The following is a 19508-nucleotide window of genomic DNA, read 5'->3' as shown; positions in this document are numbered from 1 at the left end:
AATTCACAAAACCGACTCTAATTTTAGAGTCGGTTTTACTATTTGATTGAAAGTTAGGAAGGTTATCAAGTATTATTAATATATATATAAATTTTTGTATGTAAAAAAGGTGAAGGAGGGATATATGTTGACTATTACAATTTACGATGTTGCCAGAGAGGCAAATGTATCAATGGCAACTGTTTCACGCGTTGTTAATGGAAATCAGAATGTGAAGCCAGCTACCCGTCAAAAAGTATTGGCAGTAATTGAACGACTGGATTATCGACCAAATGCTGTTGCACGAGGACTAGCGAGTAAAAAAACAAAAACGGTCGGCGTTATCATTCCCGATATTTCAAATGTATTTTATGCAGAGCTAGTACGTGGTATTGAGGATATTGCAACGATGTACCGTTATAACATCATCTTAACAAACTCCGATCAGCAAGAAGATAAAGAAGTTCAATTACTATCTACACTACTTAGTAAGCAAGTAGATGGGGTAGTTATGATGAGTGATGAAATTTCCCCTGAAATGTTGCATGAAATGAACAGAGCAACCGTTCCAATTGTTTTAGCAGGAACAGTGGAAACATCAAACTCGTTTCCATCTGTAAATATTGAATACCATGATGCAGCAGTGGACGCAGTGAATCGTCTGATTAAAAATGGACATAAACGCATTGCTTTTGTATCTGGATCTATTGATAGCACCATTACTAAACTATACAAGGTATCAGGTTATGAAAGAGCATTAAATGAGGCTAGTATCGAAATTGACACAGATCTTATAGTAGGTGTTAATAATACATACGACGATGGTCTTGTTGCATGGGATCAGTTACGAGAGTTAAAGGATCCGCCAACAGCATTTTTTGCTGGTAACGATGAAATTGCTATTGGTCTAATCCATGGTGCACAAGATAACGGATTACGCGTACCCGAGGATATAGAAGTAATGAGTTTTGAAAACTCGAAACTAACAAGAATGGTTAGACCTCAACTAACGAGTGTCGTATTACCATTGTATGATATTGGGGCAGTCTCAATGCGATTGCTGACGAAGCATATGAACAAAGAAAATATTGAAGAGAATAACGTAATTCTTCCGTATTGGATTGAGGAACGAAAATCAGTTAAATAAAAAAAACACCAGTAAACTAAACAGTTACTGGTGTTTTTTAAATGCTTGCTGATTTCGCAACTGGTAAAGTGCTTTATCGAGCATATGTTTATTTTTTTCGGTAATTTCTTCTTTACGTGGAATAGGTTCGTATAGCGGATTTGGATCTTGCCAAGTAGGGATGAGTGGGACTGGTGCTTCTTTCGACCATCGATCCAACCAACTTTTTGGTAATTCGCCTTCTGGCAATGGAATATCATTCATCTCCATCCATACGTAGGACCATGCACGAGGTACTACTCTCCAAATATCGTAGCCACCACCACCAACTGCAATCCATTTGCCATCACAAAATTCATGTGCGAGCGCATGCGCCAACTTAGGAATCTCTCGATAGATATTCATTGTTCCATATAAATGTGTAAGTGGATCAAAATAATGAGCATCTGCACCATTTTGGCTTAGAATGACATCCGGTTTGAATGCTTCTACAATTTCACGAAAACTTGTCCGGTAAATATCTAAAAAGGACTCGTCCTCTGTAAATGCATCAATAGGGAAATTAAAAGACGTTCCGTACCCTTCTCCTGTCCCTCGCTCGGTAATATTCCCTGTGCCGGGGAATAGATATCTTCCTGTTTCATGAATTGAAATCGTGCATACATTTGGATCATCATAAAAGCTCCATTGGACACCATCTCCGTGGTGAGCATCTGTATCTATGTAAAGAACACGAGCATTATACTTTTCTTGCATATATTTAATAGCAACAGAACTATCATTATAAATACAAAAACCAGATGCACGACCTTTAAAACCGTGATGAAGACCTCCACCTAAGTTTACCGCATGAGTAGATTTACCTTCCATTACATAGTCCACAGCAGTCAACGTTCCACCTACAAGGCTTGCGCTTGCTTCATGCATATCTGGGAAGATAGGTGTATCTTCCGTACCGATGCCGTAACTCTCATATTTAGTGCTATCAGCGTCTATCTTGCTAGCTTCTTTTACCATTTCAATATAGTTTGCATCATGGACGAGAAGTAATTCCTCGTCCGTTGCTATTCTAGGAGAAACAATTTCTGATAAGGATAAAGCATTTACTTCTTTTAATAGATCCACCGTCAATGTTAGGCGTTTTTGGTTAAATGGATGAGTATCCGAAAACTTATAGCCTAATTGGTTTTCGGAAAAGACGAATACAGCATTTTTCATAGTCCCAGTCCTGGATGATTCGGCCATAATACCTCATAGCCTTCAGCACGAATAGATTTGATAAGTTCAAGTGGATTGATCGTTTTTACGCGAAGCACTAAGATTTTATAGTCGCTGTGATCCTTATCGGGATAAACTAATACACTTAATACATTGACTTTTTGGTCGTGGAAAACTTTTGAAACGTCGAACAGAACACCAGGCTTATTTGGAACTCGAATTTCAATTTGGGAACCTGGTTGATGTACACCTGTAAGTTCAATAAATTTGTAAAGTAAGTCGGACTCGGTGATCATTCCTACCAGTTTTCCGTGCGATACGATTGGTAAACAACCAATTCGATTATCATAAAATATACTTGCAGTTTCCTCTACGAAATCTAGAGGATGGCCTGTGATTGGATTTTTAGTCATAATTTCTTCTAATGTACGATTATATATTTCAGGGTCTGATACATTTTGTAAGGTGGACGGAGTTGCATCTTTTAAATCTCGATCGGTCACAACTCCTAATACTTGACGCTTGTCATTAATAATTGGTAAATGACGTATTTTCTTCTCTTTCAGTAGTTTTAATGCATCATTTATCGTGTGATCCGGAGTTAGACTCGGTACGGAAGTATTCATGATTTGTTCAACTAGCATTGGCATGAACTCCTTTTGTCAGATAGTATTCAAAGATTAATACATAAATCTATTCATAAATCGTAATTGGTCAAATTGTTGGATAGATTCATTGTCCACCCTGTTACCAATCTTCGCCATTAGACAATTAGCAGGATGGGAACTGATCTCAGGATCATCCGTTGCAAAATATTCAAGTCCACCTGCTTGCATCATTTTCTCCATTACTTTTCTATACTCCCAAACATTTAAACCAGTGCCTTTCAAATCCCAGTGCCAATAATACTCTGTCGTAATCGTAATATAATCTTCCATCGCATCATCCATCATGGAGACACGAAGGAGTGTTTTACCAACTCCGGTGCCACGGAATTTTGGAATTACCTCGATTGCTCCTAATTCTATCAAATTTTCCATATTACCTTGTGACCACCTTTCTAAGGGGTCTGGATGTAAATATGTGCAATAACCTACAATTGTTTCTTGATCACGCACAATAATTATTCTTCCTTCAGGTAACTTGGCAATTTCAATAATTGCTTGATGCTGTTGTTTAGGTGCACGAAAAGCTACCAAATCCTCATGGAACTGAAGCCTGGCAATTTCCTCGGAAGGAACAGGACCCTCTATAATGACAGTGCCATGTACCGTCTCTTTCTGCATGGAGTTATACGTTTTGGTATGTATCAAGGATTCACCACCCATTAATAGTATTGTAATTGTATTTATTATACATGATTTTAAACAGAGAAAGCGATTACCATAATTATTTGATAAAAGATTCTAAAAAGTAGAAAGATTAGCAAAAAGGATAAAAAGTGTTGTAGAATGAAATAGTATAGTTATAGAAAGGGTGATTAGGATGAAGATGGAAACATTACAAGTAGTTCAAGGGGACTTTCAGTTAAAAAATTATGAGGAAACTGCAAAAAACTTTAAATGGGAAGATGCAGAAAAAGAGTTCTCATGGTATAAAACTGGCAAAGTGAATATGGCGTATGAAGCAATTGATCGTCATGCAGAATCCGATAAAAAGGATAAAGTCGCACTTCATTATCAAGATGTAGATCGTAAGGAATCTTATACATTTGGCGATATGAAAAAATGGACGGATAAAGCTGCAAATGTATACGTAACCCATTCAAATTTGTCAAAAGGGGATCGTCTGTTTATATTCATGCCGAGATCACCAGAATTGTATTTTGCACTTCTTGGTGCTACAAAAATGGGGTTAATTGTTGGTCCACTTTTTGAAGCGTTTATGGAAGGCGCTGTTTATGATCGTTTACAAGATAGTGAAGCAAAAGCAATTGTTACAACACCGGAATTATTAGATAGAATTCCAATGGATAAATTACCTAAATTAGAGACGGTATTTATAGTTGGTGAAAATATAGAGGAATCCGATAAGTTCATCGATTTCAAAAAAGCATTACATAATGCATCAGAAGACTTTGAAATTAGATGGGTCGATAGAGAAGATGGCCTGATTTTACACTATACATCTGGCTCCACAGGAAAACCAAAAGGGATTTTACATGCCCATAATGCGATGGTACAGCAATACCAATCGATGAAATGGGTGATGGATATAAGAGATGACGATATCTATTGGTGTACCGCAGATCCAGGTTGGGTGACGGGAACGGCATATGGCATCTTTGGTCCATGGCTCACGGGAACTACCTCCCTTATTCTTGGTGGCAGATTTTCACCAGATGCTTGGTATAAAGCGATAGATGATTATGGAGTAACGGTATGGTACAGTGCACCTACAGCGTTTCGCATGCTGATGGGAGCAGGAGATGCCATCGTTAAAAAGCATGATTTATCTTCATTACGTCATGTGTTGTCAGTTGGCGAACCGTTAAATCCGGAGGTTATCAAATGGGGTATGCAAGTTTTCAATAAACGAATCCATGATACTTGGTGGATGACAGAGACTGGTGCACTGATGATCTGTAATTATGGTTGCATGCCTATTAAACCAGGTTCAATGGGGAAACCACTTCCTGGGACTGAAGCAGCTATTATAGATAATCAGGGGAACATTGTCCCACCTTATACAATGGGGAATCTGGCTCTTAAAAAGGGTTGGCCAGCCATGATGCGTCAGGTGTGGAACAATAAAGAAAAGTATGAGTCATACTTCATTAACGATGAGTGGTATTTCTCTGGGGACTCTGCTTATATGGATGATGATGGATACTTTTGGTTCCAAGGTCGAGTAGATGATGTTATTATGACTTCTGGCGAACGCGTTGGGCCGTTCGAAGTAGAAAGTAAATTATTAGAGCACCCAGCTATTTTAGAAGCTGGTGTTATTGGAAAACCCGATCCTGTCCGTGGCGAAATTATTAAAGCGTTTGTTGCGTTAAACGAAGGGTACGAACCATCGGAAGAACTAATAACAGATATTCAACAATTTGTGAAAAAAGGACTTGCTGCACACGCAGCACCTAGAGAGATCGAATTCAAAGATAAGCTACCAAAAACAAGAAGTGGTAAAATTATGCGCCGTGTATTAAAAGCTTGGGAGTTAAAACTGCCAACCGGCGATTTGTCTACTATGGAAGACTAGTAATCTAAGTCAATCTATTACTAGAATATATAAATACAAAATGGCACTGCACATAGCGGTGCTTTTTGTATTTATATTAGCTAACAAAAGGATGCTGAGGAGGTGAAAATTATGTATGGAACTGATTGGCTTGCCTTACTTCTCCTACTAACAATTGTTATGTTACTATTCCTATTGTTTAATGCTGTTATGAGAAAATGGCTACAAGTCGAGAAGAAGAAACTGTTTTCATATAATCATATTAATGAGAAACACAAAAAAATGGATTGGACTATAAGGGTCGTTTTTCTAGTGGTACTGCTGCTAGGGAATTTCATAAATGTTACGACGGAGCCAATGGAGTGGTTTTGGTTTTTCGAAACATGGTTTTTATTGATTGTTTTTATAGTTGTGTCTGAAACCGTTAGAGCTGTGATGGAGTGGAAGTATGCAGTAAACAAAAAAGATTATATATTTACAATCAGCCAGTTAATATTTGGAGTTCTATTAATACTAACAGTGACTCAGACTAATTTTGGGGGATTGATTTAAACAAAATGCCCTAGGGGGGCTTGGAATAGTACATGCAAAGTCTATAAGAGATGGGTGAAATTAATTGGAACAATTAGGTCAAATTATTGAAAAGCTAAAAATAAATGTTCTTTCCATAGAGGATGTACCTAATTCATTTAGCTCGACTGTATATAGAGTGGAACAGATTAATAAAGAAGTAGTATATTTGAAAATCCCATATTCCAAATTGAAACTAATACGTGAATATGAAGCGATAGAAATCTTAAGTGAAGCGCTACCTGTTCCTAGATTATTGGAATTTTGGGAAGGAGATGATAATATTCCAGGTGCTATGTTGCTGTCAGAGATGAAAGGGCAGCCAATCACTGGAAATGTGAGTGAAGTATTAGCCTATGATATTGGCGTCCATCATGCAAAAATGCATAATGTGACTCCACAAGAAGGTAATTCATTTAAAGGGATTTCAAATGTGTATGAACAATGGTCTACTTTTATGAAATCGCATTTTTATGGATTTGCGGAAGATGTAAAAGAGGTGATACCAGAGGACTTGTTAAAAAAATCTATTGAGCTTTTTGAAGAGCAACGTAAATGTCTGCCTCATTCAGATGGACCGAGCTTTATACATATGGATTTCCGTCCGGCAAATATTATTATTCAGGACAACCAAGTTTCTGGAATTATAGATTTTGAAAGTGCTCGCTTTGGTTCCACGGAAATGGATTTCACCAAAATCAATCGTGATATTTTTACTAAAAACTCCGGAACATTAGAAGCGTACAAAAAGGGGTATCAATCTATTCGTCCATTAATAGATTTAGAGGTTATCTTGCCGTTTTATCGTTTTACAGATGCATTTAATTCACTTGGATGGTGTAAACGCCGTGGAATCGAAAAGCATCAACAGTTTTTTGATGAAAATTTTGTTATTTTAAAATCGATATTACAGAGTGAACGATAAATGATGAGAATTTTTTTGATAGGGCTGTGAATGAATCAGTAAAATTACTAATAAGTTCATAAAGGTGTATGCTTATTTCTAAGTTGAATTTATTCAATTCCAATCAACGTAGGAACAGTAATTTCTCACAAAGGAGCTTATGGTATATGAGAGAAAAACTTATGGAAATGCTAGATGCACGTAAAGATGAAATGATTCAGATTCGTCGCTATTTACATAAACATCCTGAATTATCATTTAAAGAAGAAAAGACCTCTCGATATATTGCAGAATTTTACAAAGGTAAAGGCGTAGATGTACAAACGAACATCGGAAATGGTTATGGAATTATTGTAACAATAGTAGGGGCAAAACGAGGAAAGACAATAGGGTTACGGGCAGATTTTGATGCGCTTCCGATTGTCGAAGAAACACCTGTAACTTTCAAATCGAAAAATGAGGGTGTCATGCATGCATGTGGACATGATGGTCATACAGCTTATTTGTTAGTTCTGGCTGATTGTTTAATTCAACTGAAGTCTGAGCTAGCTGGAACGATAAAAATAATTCATCAGCATGCGGAAGAAGTACCACCAGGTGGTGCGAAAAGTATTGTAGAATCTGGTCTGTTGGATGATTTAGATGAAGTATATGGGATTCATTTACTTCCAATTGCTCCTGTTGGAATGGTTGGGTACAATAAGGGCTATGCTTTCAATGGTAGGGCATACATGAAATTGAAAATACAAGGACGAGGCGGGCATGGTTCATCGCCTCACTTAGCAAATGATGCAATTGTGTCAGGGGCACATTTTGTAACTGCTGTTCAAACTATTATAAGCCGAAGATTAAGTCCATTTGATATTGGTGTGATCACCATTGGGTCGTTTGATGGGGCTGGTATCTTTAATGTTATTAAAGATAGCGTAGTACTAGAGGGTGATATTCGGTATATGACAGATGCAACGAAAGAAACGATAGAACGGGAAGTAAAACGTCTTGTCAGAGGACTTGAGGAGGAGTTTGATGTAAGTTGTGAACTTACATATACACCCGACTATCCACCTTTATACAATAATCCTGAACTTACAGAGAAAGTAGCGGTAACATTATTAAATGCGAATGTGAAGGAAATTACAGAAGTAATGGAGGTCCCACCAATGGCTCCTTCTGAAGATTTTGCGTATTATGCGGAAAGGTTTCCTGCTTGTTTCTTTTATATCGGGTGTACTCCAAAGGGCGTTGAAGAACCATATTTCAACCATAACCCTAAATTTGACATCGACGAAGATGCACTGTTAGTGGCAGCAAAAGCTGTCGGACAAGTTGTTTGTAGCATGCAAGAATAAAACAAAAAGAGTCATTCAAAATATACTTTTGAATGACTCTTTTATGATATAAACGAATGTGTAAGTTACAAGTTTTTTCTATTCCTTATTGAACCAAAGTTCATCTTTGTTATCTATTTCACCATTATAATTAATCAAAATTTCATCTCCAGCTTTAATATCGACGTAAGCAAAGAAATCAAATGTGTGATTATCAAAATTAATCTCATAGTCTGCATTAGGTTCATATGAATGATTAAATAACATACCATACCCAAGCAGGATGGCAGTGTGATTTATCCCGTACTCAAAAGCGTAATCTGCTAGTAAGGTTTTTTCAATATGTTCATGCTGGTCGTTTGGGTATGAAATGACAGGTGCTTCATGAAAAAGCTGTCCTTTTTTGATATCACATTTAGCAAATACCCCTCTATTAAACTCTCCATCACTTAGTGGAGATACTTTTACCTCAATCATGTTTGTTCTCCTTCTCACTATTAAATATTCTATCTAACTGTAACATTAATTTGCACATTATGCTCTGTTTTATGTGTATTTCGAAATTATATGAGCGAAAGATGGTCAATTTAACAAACAAAAAAGAGCCCAATTATGAAATTTGGGCTCTTTCGATACGGTATTTGTTCTATTATTCTTCGCCACCACTAGTCGGTGGTGGTTCTTCCTCTACAGGAGGAGTTACAGGTTCTACAACAGGTGGGGGAGTAACGGGTTCTACAACAATAGGAGGCGTTGTAGGCTCTTCATTCTCTTCCGGTGCTGTTGGAGGCACTATTGGTTCTGTAGGTACTACAGCTTCTATAGATACTATATTAGATGCTGCAGATTCTAATCCTGTGATATCGACTGCAACAGCGATAAATTGGCCAGCTCTATTAATAGATAGACTGTTTCCGGCAGCTTCTTTGGTGGATGAGAGTAGAGTTCTTTGCCCGTTTATAACTTCATAAACTCGATAACCTACAACATCTCCAGAAGTCGACTTAGACCAAGTAATCGTCCCATTAGACATTGTAGCAGACACTGCGGCTGGTGCACTGCCGTCAGCATTAAATACTTCCTCAGACACTACATTTCCTCCAAAGGCTGATTTGGCAGGGAATAACTTAGAAGCATTGCCTCCAAATTTACCAAGCATCCGATTGATAAAATCTTGGTTTACTCCATACCCACCACTTACTACAAATTCCCCAGGAGTGGAATCGAGTGCGCGATATCTGTTTCCGTTTATTTGTACATAGGAAGAAGAGATTAAACTATCATCCTTTGCAGTTGGTAATAAAACAGCTGCATTAAATAAATCTGACTTCACTAAACCAGCTTGTGAACATGCATCTGACACTGCTAATCCTGAAATTCCACAGAAGGATCTAGTAACGACACCTTCAGGAGCAGTAAAGTTATTTGGTGCATCTACTATTTCAGAATTTACATCATACATTGCGTTCATCATATTAGACCAGAGCATATTAATACGCACGCTCGGATGATTGTAACGATTATTCATATAATATAAGGTTTGGGTATCATCACCGTAACCTAACCAAACTCCTAAAGAAATATTAGGGTTATAGCCAACTAGCCATGAATCATTATGATTCTGTGTTGTACCTGTTTTTGCACCAAAATCTGATTGGAATTTCAACCTAGCTTTTGCTAGTTTTGCAGTCCCATCAGACATAACATCTCTTAACATATCGGTAATAATATAGGAAGTAGCAGCACTGAATACTGGCACAGGTTCCACTTCATGTTGATAAATAACATTACCGTCAACATCTTCAATTTTTTCGATCATATAAGCATCAATAAACTGCCCGTTATTTGCAAATGTTCCAAAGGCATTTGTATTTTCCTCGAGTGTTGCACCATTTGTCATTCCACCAATAGAGAGAGCATGATTAGCATACTCTGCTTCATCTATATGCTCAAATCCCATTTTTGTTAGGAATTGAGTTGGCTTGCGATCCATGATTAAATCGTATAATCGTATCGTTGACAAGTTTTGTGAGGTTGTCAAAGCATCTCGAGCAGAGATAATACCTAGCTCTTGTTCAGTTGTATAGTTTGATGGTGATTTTGACCACGTAGTACTACCTAATTTTTCTAGCTTCAAATCGACTACGGGACTACCAGCTCCAATTACACCATATTCAATCGCAGGAGCATAGACGAGCAGTGGTTTGATGGTAGATCCAATTGGCCGGATACCTTGTGTAGCACTATTTTGAGCTTCAATTGTATGATCTCGTCCACCTAAAAAGGAAAGTATTTTACCCGTACCATTTTCAATCATCATCCCACCAACTTGAACAGGGAAGTCTTTTACCACTATCTCGCCTGAATCTTCATCCTTTACTTCCTTCTGGAAGGTATGTCCGTAATATTCGAATTCATCTCTTACTTTTAACATAGCTTCATACATGTCTTTGTTAATAGTGGTATGAATACGATAACCATCGGTACTAATGGAACGTTGTGCTAAAATATCATACTTTTGATAAAGCTTTTTTTCATTATCTAATCGAGCAGGATCAATTGAGTCTGCCTGTGCAAACTGATCTCTTAAAATTTCTTTCACTCTATTTTCCACTTCAGCTGTTAACCAAGGATACTTGTCTTCAGGAAGTGTTTCTGGCTCTCTAAAATCTTTCGTAATATCGTAGCTAACAGCATTCTTATATTCCTCATCCGTAATATAACCAGTTTCATTCATTCGGAATAAAACAATTTTCATCCGTTCAATCCCAAGTTGGAGAGCTTCTCCTTCTTTTATCTCTCCACCTTGTCTAAAAGGAGTATAAGCAAATGGAGCTTGGGGAATACCAGCTATGTAGGCTGCTTGTGGTAAGGTCAGATCTTTTGCTTTTACATTGAATATTCCATTCGCCGCTGTTTCAATTCCAGCGATGTTTCGTCCATTTGAATTTCGGCCGTAGGGGATTATATTCAAATATGCTTCTAATATTTCTTCTTTGTTCATGAAGTGTTCTAAGCGCATAGCTAATAGTATTTCTTTTGCTTTACGTTCATAAGAAACCTCATTGGTTAAAATTTGGTTTTTGATTAATTGTTGAGTTAATGTAGAACCACCAGTTTGTGTATCAGAGTTAGATACATCTTGAAGCAATCCACGGAAAATTGCTTTAGGAACAATTCCCTTATGTACTTCAAAGTATTCATCTTCCGTCGCTAAAACTGCATCTATTACATAAGGAGAAACCTCTGATAGATTTGTTTCCGTTCTTTCTAAATCAGTGCGTAGTTTACCTAAATACACGTCTCCGGCAAAGTAAACTTCCGATGTCTCTTCATAGTTAAAGACAGCACTGCGCATTTCATCTTTACCACGAAGTGGTTCTTCTTTTACCAATGAAGCAAAATATCCTGCGCCTACAGATAAACCGAATACTCCGAGTGTCAGAATACCCACCATAAGAAGTAAACTTAAATTCCAGATGACACTAGAAGAGACTCTTAATCCCTTAGCCCATTTAGTAGACTCCCACATATCAATTTTTTCTTTGTATCTCTGTATATTTTCTTGCCATTTCTTCATTCAGTTCTCGCCCCCTAAATCTTGAATTATTATACCATAAGCCTAATTGTTAGACGATAGTTATTGACATACAATGTAGATTAGGTAAAATAGATATATATTTTAACGAAGAAAAGTCCGAAGTAGTAATTATACATACTGTGAAGAGAGCTAGCGGTTGGTGAGAGCTAGTCAGTGTATTATGCGAATTACAGGCTTGGAGTTAAACGTACTCACAACGATACGGTGATTGAAGCGGAGGGAATAATTCCTTCAAGCTGGGTGGTACCGCGCTAATTGATTAAGCGTCCCTGCATGATTTTTTATCATGTGGGGACTTTTTTATTTTAAGGAGGCAATATTAATGACGAATTTATTGGATGATTTAGCTTGGAGAGGTCTTCTATACCAACAAACCGATGCTGAGGGCATGGAACAGCTTCTTAGTAAGGAAAAAGTATCATTATACTGTGGAGTAGATCCTACAGCAGATAGCATGCATATAGGACATATTGTGCCGCTTCTTACTTTAAGACGTTTCCAAATGCATGGACATAGACCAATTCTTTTAGTTGGTGGTGCAACTGGAATGATAGGGGATCCCTCTGGTCGTTCAGAAGAACGCCAATTACAAACAACAGAGCAGATTGATTTGAATGTTCAAGGTATTAAAAAACAAATGGAGCAAATTTTTGATTTCAATACCGATAATGGTGCACAAATGGTGAATAACAGAGATTGGATCGGCTCTATGGATGTTATTGAATTCCTGAGAGATTTTGGAAAACTAATTAACATTAACTATATGCTGGGAAAAGACTCTATCTCTTCACGTTTAGACACAGGACTTTCTTTTACTGAGTTTGCCTATACGCTAATTCAGGGAATTGATTTTAATCATCTATACGATCATTTTGGGTGCCGAGTTCAAGTAGGGGGTTCTGACCAATGGGGAAATATTACTACTGGTTTAGAGGTAATTCGTAAAACACATGATGACAATACAAAGGCTTTCGGTATTACTATACCATTAGTAACGAAAGCTGATGGGACCAAATTTGGTAAGTCTGCATCAGGTTCTGTTTGGTTGGATGCGAAGAAAACATCCCCATACGAGTTTTATCAGTTCTGGATTAATACAGCAGATTCAGATGTTATTAAATACTTGAAAATCTTCACCTTCTTGGAACGTAAAGAAATTGAAGCTTTAGAAGTTACCGTTGAAAACGAAGCCCATTTAAGAAAAGCACAAGCAACTTTAGCAGAGGAAATGACTCGTCTGATCCACGGACAAGAAGCATTGGATCAAGCAATTCGAATTTCACAAGCATTATTTAGTGGCAATTTGAAAGCCTTAACTGCATCAGAAATGAAAGATGCATTTAAAGATGTACCTTCTGTCGAGATGACAAAAGATGAAAAATCTATTGTTGACTTCATAGTTGAGGCTACGGTGTCACCATCTAAGCGCCAGGGACGAGAAGATGTAACAAATGGTGCTATTTCTATTAATGGAGAAAAAGTTACGGATGTTGCATATGTAGTAAGTGGGGAAGACCGGTTAGAAGATGAGTTTATGATTATTCGTCGTGGTAAAAAGAACTATAAAATGATTAAGTTTGTATAAGATAAAAGCTACTTCCCAATACTATAAGGGAAGTAGCTTTTTATAGAGCTAGATGATTAGTTAAAAACCACCACGTTCATCTACGTGATGATTATTTTGTCCATCTTTAACTTGTAACTGTTTCTTTTCGTGCTCGTTTAACTTTTGGTATTCCAAATAACTTTCGCCTGTAACATTGTCTTTTTCCTTCTTATTAGATGTATTAACCGATTTACCTGTTTTCATAGAAAATCCTCCTGTTTCTTAAAAGTTCTTCGTTAGTATTGACCAGTTTTGTGTAATTAGTCACAAATTTAACAAGAAGATTCAAAAAGAAAGCATTACTAGTTAAAAAAGTACATGAAATAGTATAAAATGATAAATAGGATAAAGGTTTGGAAATATAAACACATTTTTTTATTATTAGATTGAGGGGACGTTATTAGTGAGTGCAAAGAGATACCTGTTACATCATTTCGATGACTTTTTTGTTGTTCTATTCGAAAAGGATAACAAAGCAAATAAATTAGTTATCTTAAAAGACAAATTTACAGTGAATGCAAAAGAGGGAGATTTATTAGAGGTAGAGATAAATCAAGATAAATCAGGTTATAATTTTAAAATGCTAGAAGAAGAAACAGATAATACGAAAAAAAGATTATTAGACTTAATTGAGAGTATGAAAAAGAAATAACTCCCGATTTTAAAACTAATCTCATTCAGTCTATACACCTTTCTGTTGGAAAGAGGAGAAAGTTCCTCTTCATCCTAGAGGTGTTTTTTTATATACAGATACTATATCAATAAAGAAAAAAGCCTATGGAACCTTGTTTTATCAAGGTTCCATAGGCTTTTAATATCACTCTTTGCGCAATCATATTACCGAGAGCATTGTACTCCCGGTATATATCTTTAGCTAAATAGGTAATGACAATAGAGGAATGTCAATACTGTTCTCATTTCCGGGCAAAAAATCTCGTTTGATCTCACTTACTTCATAAAAATTCTTGCTATTAAATCCGACATCACCTCAACCTTAAATAAGGGGAAGAAAAAAACAAATAAAGAGTAGCTAGAGCTACTCTTTTCTAAAACGTTTATTCAACATAGTTTAAAACATTATCGTGAATATCGCTTAAATATCTTTAGTAAATCTCCTTTTCTCTTCTTATTATTTAATTGATTAAATTTTTAAACCAGTTAATCAGTATAGGGATCTCATCATTATAAATTGTAGCAATGACATTATTTCCATCAGTTATAATCAGGGAATCCAAAGGGACATTGTTTGCCATTACGACTTCAGATATTCCACTATCCGGCCAGTTAGTTCCACTTAAAAATGGGGGCTCTGCTCCAACTAAAAATCTTGAAGGATCTTTTTCCAGCTGTGAAATCAGCTCATGGTTGAGATTATAACCTACAAATTCATAAACTTGATTATTTACTTCTACGATAATTGTTAATTTATATAATGGTGTTCTAAACAACCTTTTTTGTTCTTTAATGTTAGGTTTAATCTTAAAATTTACTTCTTTTAGTTTCAGTGTTTTCGTTTTTTCTACATGAAAAGTTGCGTGGTCTAAATTCATAAGGACTTCCATAGGCTCATTCCTTTATTAACATTTTGTTGTTCCATAACCTGATCCGTTTGTTGAAGATCTACCTTTCTTAATTACATAATTAGCACCAATAACTTGCTTTTTGATGCTTTATCTTGCATTATCGAATGATAAGAAAAAGCCTTCGAAACCCTGTATTAACAAGGTTTCGAAGGCTTTTAATAGAGCAATAATATTAACGAGAGTAGTACTCAACGATAAGAGCTTCGTTGATTTCAGCAGCTAATTCTCCGCGTTCTGGGTTACGAACGAAAGTACCAACTTTGTTGTCTGCATCAAAAGTTAAGTATTCTGGTACGAAGTTGTTAATTTCCATTGATTCGTTTACAACATCAAGGTTTTGAGATTTTTCACGAAGAGAAATTTCTTGACCTGCTTTTAAACGGAATGAAGGAATATCAACGCGTTTACCATCAACCATAACGTGACCGTGGTTTACTAATTGACGTGCTCCACGACGTGTACGAGCAAGACCTAAACGGTAAACAATGTTATCAAGGCGAGTTTCAAGAAGAATCATGAAGTTTTCACCATGTTTACCTGGCATTTTACCAGCTCTATCAAATAATGTACGGAATTGACGTTCGTTTACACCATAAGTGTGACGAAGTTTTTGTTTTTCTTGTAATTGCATACCGTACTCAGTTAATTTTTTGCGTTGGTTAGGACCGTGTTGTCCTGGTGCGTAAGGGCGTTTTTCTAATTCTTTACCAGTACCGCTTAGTGAAATACCAAGACGACGTGATAATTTCCATGATGGACCTGTATAACGAGACATATATGTCTCCTCCTCTATGTTGGTTTTATTTTGTTGTAAAATAAGACCAGATGTATTCAGACTAGCAGACATTTTGTTTTCATGTATCATCGCCCTAGCAGCCGAGGGTTACGGGATACACCATCTATAGTATAGAGGAACAAAATGAGCAATCTAGGCCATACAACTGCTGCATTTATTTTACACAAATTTCATTGTATCTCTATATCTATCGAAAGTCAAACGATAATCAAATTCAAAAATAATTACGAAAATAGCATAGACATAGAAAGGATAAATAGGATAAAATATAGTTATATTGAATTATTAGTAACTGTGCTAAAAGTATCATAATTTACTCTTGGAAAGCTGAGAGGTGAACTAATGGAAAGCGAAAATACAATAATTGGTCTTAAAAGTAGAATACTTGACATTTGGAATGAAAATGTATTCACTCATGAATCCAGTATTAAATGGTTTGATGACTTGAAAAATATCTTATTTGAATTTTTTGATATAAAAGAAGCGAAGTATTACATATATGATGCGGAAACTTTTTTACAACTTTCATGGAATCACTCTTTTGCGAAAAAGCTCAATGCTATTAAATGGGTAGAGATAGAGCCATTGTTCTATGATAAAGACATAATAGATGCTCACAAACTACAACTAAAAGACTGTACTGAAAATGATGTAGCTTTATTGTTAAGAGATAAAGAATTGCATCCATTAGGATTAATCATAATGGAATCCTCAGAAAAGTGGATAGAGTTTTCAAAAACAACTCAACTAGATATATTCTTGACTACTATTACTAAATTAGTTAAAACGATTAGAAAATCTGTATATTTAACACAGCAGGAGAGCCAGTTTAGAAATTTGTTCAATGTAACGAAAATGTTTAATTCGACATTAGATATCGGTCAAATATTAGAGGGTACATTAAACTCTATTGAAAATGCATTTCCAAAATTTAAATCTATACTTATTTTATCGAATGATCAGGATCGTAAAACGTCTGCTCCATATAAATTATTCGATTATACAACAGAAAGAAATACTACCGTGGAGGCATATGTATCTGGTGAAATAACGACAGAATTAGCGCAAGATTTAGGCGTAAGATTACTGAATATTCCTATTGTCGGAAAGCAAGGTATCTATGGTATTTTACAAATGTCCACACCTTTAGACTATTTATTTTCAATTAGACAAAAAGAATTTGCAGTTTTACTTGCTAGAGCAGCAGGCAATGCATTAGAAAATGCTAAACTATACATCCAATCACATCGGTTAGTTTCCGATCTACAATTAATCAACGAAACTTCGCATAAATTGAATATGAATTTATCATTAGATGAGATGGTTGTTTTTTTACGCAATCAATTAATGAAGTTTTTCCACCCAGAGCATGTAGGTTTTGTGTTTATAGAAAATGACGAATATAAAATTTCACCAGCAAGTACGGATGTATTTCATACGATGGAAGGGCATCTTTATATTCAATATGTCACGAATCACTTTAAATGTGAGAAGGATTCTTTATTTATCGCCGATTTCAATCGTCTAATAGAGTCAAAATATGAGTACCGCTCATTAGTGGCAATTCCTTTAAAAGAACAAAATAATATAACCGGGTTTAGTATAATCTTGCATAAGGAACCCTATTTTTTCTCTTTTGACAACTACAAATTAATGCAGTCTTTGATACAACATTCATCTTTAGCTATAAGTAATTCTACATTAAGATACAAGCTACAAAAAATGGTGGATCGAGATCATTTAACGAATCTTTTTGCACGAAATTATTTAGATAGGTTCGTTGAAGATGCGATGGAATCAGATGACCAAGGTGTCTTTGTCCTTATTGATATCGATAACTTTAAACGTATTAATGATACACATGGGCATCAAATTGGGGATGAGATTCTAAAACAAATAGCAAGAGTCATACAAGGAATGATTAAAAACAAAGGAGTTAGTGCGAGATGGGGTGGAGAAGAGTTAGCCCTCTATTTATCTCATATGTCCCTAGAGCAAGGAGTGGAAATGAGCAAACAGTTACTGGCGGCCATTCCTCAAAAGACCAACCCTTCTGTAACAGTGTCTATTGGTATATCGCACTGGTCTCGAAGTGATAATTTGAGTTTTAATAATCTCTTTCACAATGCGGATACAGTATTGTACGAAGCAAAAAATAATGGGAAAAATCAGCTATGTATTTATAAGGCATCTCACTCTTCTTGATGAGGTGTCTTTTCTTTTTATAGAATTCCATGTACACTAGATGTAAGCGTTTACAATAAGGGGTGTTTTTTATGAGTAATTCAAATTTTTCAAAAGAGACAATGTATATCCATAAGGGGTATAAAACGGGAGATCATCAAGATAGCCTAGCTGTTCCACTTTATCAGACGTCGACATTTGCATTTGACACTGCGGAACAGGGTGAAAGAAGGTTCGCGGGGGAAGAGCCAGGGGGAATCTATTCAAGGTTAGGGAACCCGACCGTACAAGTATTAGAGGAACGGATTGCCGCAATGGAGCTAGGGGAAGGCGCACTAGCTTTTGGTTCTGGAATGGCAGCGGTGAGTACTATATTAGTTCACCTTACTAAATCAGGTGATCATATCCTATGTACGAGAGGGATTTATGGCTGTACATTTGGATTGCTAAAAATTTTGAAAGAAAAATATGATATTTCACATGACTTAAAGATTTTAATGACTGAAGAAGAGATAGAAAATGCTATTAAACCAAATACAACTTGTATATATATAGAAACACCAATTAATCCAACGATGGAAATTGTGGATATCGAGCAAATAACAAAAGTTGCTAAAAAACATGGTATTCCGGTAGTTGTAGATAATACTTTTTCCTCCCCATACTTACAAAATCCGATAGAACTAGGAGCAGATTTCGTACTGCATAGTGCGACAAAATACATTAATGGGCACGGTGATGTTATTGCTGGAATTCTAGTAGGAAGAGATAAAGGGGAAATGGAGACAATTCGCGGTACTGTACAAAAAGACTTTGGCGGCATTATTTCGCCATTCGATGCTTGGCTATTAATACGCGGATTAAAAACATTGCATGTTCGCATGGACAGACATTCGGAAAATGCTAGTAAAGTATTCGACTTTTTAAAGGCACATCCATCTGTTGAACATATCTATTATCCGTTTGATGTAGATAATCCACAATATCATGTAGCGAAGAAACAGATGAAAGCCGGTGGCGGTCTTATTTCTTTCACTATAAAAGGAGGAGTGAAAGAGGCACAAAAATTGATGAATGAACTAAAACTGATAAAAATTGCAGTTAGTTTAGGAGATGCTGAGACATTGATCCAACATCCTTACACAATGACTCATTCTGTTGTACCGGAAAAAGAAAGATTAGAGATGGGGATAACAGGCGGCCTGTTAAGACTTTCTGTAGGGCTTGAGAACTCTAGTGATATTATAGAAGATTTACAGCAAGCTTTATCTAATATGTAAAAAGTGGAAGGAGATATCTCCTTCCACTTTTTGCTGCATAATAAGAGTCTTTTTAAAAGACGTGGAGCTTTTATGAGGGAACATCTTTATGTGTCTAAGGGAAGGGATATGCGAGTCTGAATAATTAAGGAGGTAAATGGAAATTTTATT

At 36.2% G+C, this 19508-nt stretch carries 17 protein-coding genes and 1 other annotated feature; of the genes, 9 read left to right on the top strand and 8 right to left on the bottom strand.

Annotated elements, in window-relative coordinates:
• Positions 1–127 precede the first annotated feature (127 nt).
• Positions 128–1126: a catabolite control protein A gene (ccpA, locus tag MKX39_RS12510; protein WP_340764507.1), complete on the top strand. Its 999-nt coding sequence runs from the start codon at positions 128–130 to the stop codon at positions 1124–1126.
• Between the two features lie 24 nt (positions 1127–1150).
• Here ccpA and MKX39_RS12505 read toward each other — a convergent pair whose 3' ends face one another.
• From MKX39_RS12505 to MKX39_RS12495, 3 genes are read right to left on the bottom strand one after another with little or no spacing between them, the layout of a single operon-like run.
• Entirely contained in the window at positions 1151–2323 is a 1173-nt protein-coding gene (locus tag MKX39_RS12505; protein ID WP_340762960.1) for an acetoin utilization protein AcuC, read from the bottom strand.
• Positions 2320–2967 carry an acetoin utilization AcuB family protein gene (locus MKX39_RS12500; RefSeq protein ID WP_093536850.1) on the bottom strand — a complete coding sequence of 216 codons (648 nt, stop codon included), beginning with the start codon at positions 2965–2967 and terminating at the stop codon, positions 2320–2322. Before MKX39_RS12500 ends, MKX39_RS12505 begins: the two co-directional genes overlap by 4 nt.
• Positions 2968–3003: 36 nt before the next feature.
• Positions 3004–3636 (bottom strand): GNAT family N-acetyltransferase, encoded by a 633-nt coding sequence (locus MKX39_RS12495; protein WP_093536851.1) that lies wholly within the window; start codon positions 3634–3636, stop codon positions 3004–3006.
• A 172-nt stretch (positions 3637–3808) separates the two neighbouring features.
• Between MKX39_RS12495 and acsA the strand changes: the two genes are divergently transcribed.
• From acsA to MKX39_RS12475, 4 genes are all read left to right on the top strand, one after another.
• Entirely contained in the window at positions 3809–5527 is a 1719-nt protein-coding gene (acsA, locus tag MKX39_RS12490) for an acetate--CoA ligase (protein ID WP_340762957.1), read from the top strand.
• 111 nt (positions 5528–5638) lie between these two features.
• On the top strand, positions 5639–6058 hold the full coding sequence (locus MKX39_RS12485) for a DUF4181 domain-containing protein (protein ID WP_340769736.1): 420 nt from the start codon (positions 5639–5641) through the stop codon (positions 6056–6058).
• A gap of 64 nt (positions 6059–6122) precedes the next feature.
• Positions 6123–7001 carry a phosphotransferase family protein gene (locus tag MKX39_RS12480; RefSeq protein WP_340769735.1) on the top strand — a complete coding sequence of 293 codons (879 nt, stop codon included), beginning with the start codon at positions 6123–6125 and terminating at the stop codon, positions 6999–7001.
• A 146-nt stretch (positions 7002–7147) separates the two neighbouring features.
• Positions 7148–8329 carry an amidohydrolase gene (locus tag MKX39_RS12475; RefSeq protein WP_340769734.1) on the top strand — a complete coding sequence of 394 codons (1182 nt, stop codon included), beginning with the start codon at positions 7148–7150 and terminating at the stop codon, positions 8327–8329.
• 78 nt (positions 8330–8407) lie between these two features.
• On the opposite strand, the gene MKX39_RS12470 is transcribed toward MKX39_RS12475, so the two are convergent.
• A complete protein-coding gene (locus MKX39_RS12470) occupies positions 8408–8785 on the bottom strand; it encodes an SET domain-containing protein (protein ID WP_340762952.1) in 378 nt (125 codons plus the stop codon).
• Positions 8786–8957: 172 nt separating this feature from the next.
• The gene (locus tag MKX39_RS12465; RefSeq protein WP_340769733.1) at positions 8958–11888 is read right to left on the bottom strand and encodes a transglycosylase domain-containing protein; all 2931 of its coding nucleotides are present in this window, start codon (positions 11886–11888) and stop codon (positions 8958–8960) included.
• Positions 11889–11987: 99 nt separating this feature from the next.
• Positions 11988–12183: a binding site (T-box leader), on the top strand.
• 48 nt (positions 12184–12231) lie between these two features.
• Between MKX39_RS12465 and tyrS the strand changes: the two genes are divergently transcribed.
• Entirely contained in the window at positions 12232–13494 is a 1263-nt protein-coding gene (gene tyrS, locus MKX39_RS12460) for a tyrosine--tRNA ligase (protein ID WP_340769732.1), read from the top strand.
• A 60-nt stretch (positions 13495–13554) separates the two neighbouring features.
• Here tyrS and MKX39_RS12455 read toward each other — a convergent pair whose 3' ends face one another.
• A complete protein-coding gene (locus MKX39_RS12455; protein WP_175496234.1) occupies positions 13555–13719 on the bottom strand; it encodes a hypothetical protein in 165 nt (54 codons plus the stop codon).
• 199 nt (positions 13720–13918) lie between these two features.
• Here MKX39_RS12455 and MKX39_RS12450 point away from each other — a divergent pair, with 199 nt between their 5' ends.
• Positions 13919–14167, top strand: coding sequence for a DUF3006 family protein (locus MKX39_RS12450; RefSeq protein WP_175496237.1), 249 nt, complete (start codon positions 13919–13921; stop codon positions 14165–14167).
• A 481-nt stretch (positions 14168–14648) separates the two neighbouring features.
• Here the strand turns inward: MKX39_RS12450 and MKX39_RS12445 are convergent, their stop codons facing one another.
• Complete coding sequence (locus MKX39_RS12445) at positions 14649–15077, bottom strand: hypothetical protein (RefSeq protein ID WP_340769731.1); 429 nt, start codon at positions 15075–15077, stop codon at positions 14649–14651.
• Positions 15078–15270: 193 nt separating this feature from the next.
• Positions 15271–15873 (bottom strand): 30S ribosomal protein S4, encoded by a 603-nt coding sequence (rpsD, locus tag MKX39_RS12440; protein ID WP_093536861.1) that lies wholly within the window; start codon positions 15871–15873, stop codon positions 15271–15273.
• A 363-nt stretch (positions 15874–16236) separates the two neighbouring features.
• On the opposite strand from rpsD, the gene MKX39_RS12435 reads away from it, so the two are divergent.
• Complete coding sequence (locus tag MKX39_RS12435; protein WP_340769730.1) at positions 16237–18099, top strand: diguanylate cyclase domain-containing protein; 1863 nt, start codon at positions 16237–16239, stop codon at positions 18097–18099.
• Positions 18100–18170: 71 nt separating this feature from the next.
• Entirely contained in the window at positions 18171–19358 is a 1188-nt protein-coding gene (megL, locus tag MKX39_RS12430; protein ID WP_340769729.1) for a methionine gamma-lyase, read from the top strand.
• Positions 19359–19508 lie beyond the last annotated feature (150 nt).

The sequence above is a fragment of the Psychrobacillus sp. FSL K6-1464 genome (genome assembly GCF_038003145.1).
GTDB lineage: Bacteria > Bacillota > Bacilli > Bacillales_A > Planococcaceae > Psychrobacillus > Psychrobacillus psychrotolerans.
This window is presented reverse-complemented; position numbering and strand designations above follow the sequence as displayed.

Coding starts and splice junctions, on each gene's coding strand:
- MKX39_RS12445 (WP_340769731.1), bottom strand. CDS start 15,077: ATGGAAGTCCTTATGAATTTAGACCACGCAACTTTTCATGTAGAAAAA.
- MKX39_RS12485 (WP_340769736.1), top strand. CDS start 5,639: ATGTATGGAACTGATTGGCTTGCCTTACTTCTCCTACTAACAATTGTT.
- MKX39_RS12475 (WP_340769734.1), top strand. CDS start 7,148: ATGAGAGAAAAACTTATGGAAATGCTAGATGCACGTAAAGATGAAATG.
- tyrS (WP_340769732.1), top strand. CDS start 12,232: ATGACGAATTTATTGGATGATTTAGCTTGGAGAGGTCTTCTATACCAA.
- rpsD (WP_093536861.1), bottom strand. CDS start 15,873: ATGTCTCGTTATACAGGTCCATCATGGAAATTATCACGTCGTCTTGGT.
- MKX39_RS12500 (WP_093536850.1), bottom strand. CDS start 2,967: ATGCTAGTTGAACAAATCATGAATACTTCCGTACCGAGTCTAACTCCG.
- MKX39_RS12455 (WP_175496234.1), bottom strand. CDS start 13,719: ATGAAAACAGGTAAATCGGTTAATACATCTAATAAGAAGGAAAAAGAC.
- megL (WP_340769729.1), top strand. CDS start 18,171: ATGAGTAATTCAAATTTTTCAAAAGAGACAATGTATATCCATAAGGGG.
- MKX39_RS12470 (WP_340762952.1), bottom strand. CDS start 8,785: ATGATTGAGGTAAAAGTATCTCCACTAAGTGATGGAGAGTTTAATAGA.
- acsA (WP_340762957.1), top strand. CDS start 3,809: ATGAAGATGGAAACATTACAAGTAGTTCAAGGGGACTTTCAGTTAAAA.
- MKX39_RS12435 (WP_340769730.1), top strand. CDS start 16,237: ATGGAAAGCGAAAATACAATAATTGGTCTTAAAAGTAGAATACTTGAC.
- MKX39_RS12465 (WP_340769733.1), bottom strand. CDS start 11,888: ATGAAGAAATGGCAAGAAAATATACAGAGATACAAAGAAAAAATTGAT.
- MKX39_RS12505 (WP_340762960.1), bottom strand. CDS start 2,323: ATGAAAAATGCTGTATTCGTCTTTTCCGAAAACCAATTAGGCTATAAG.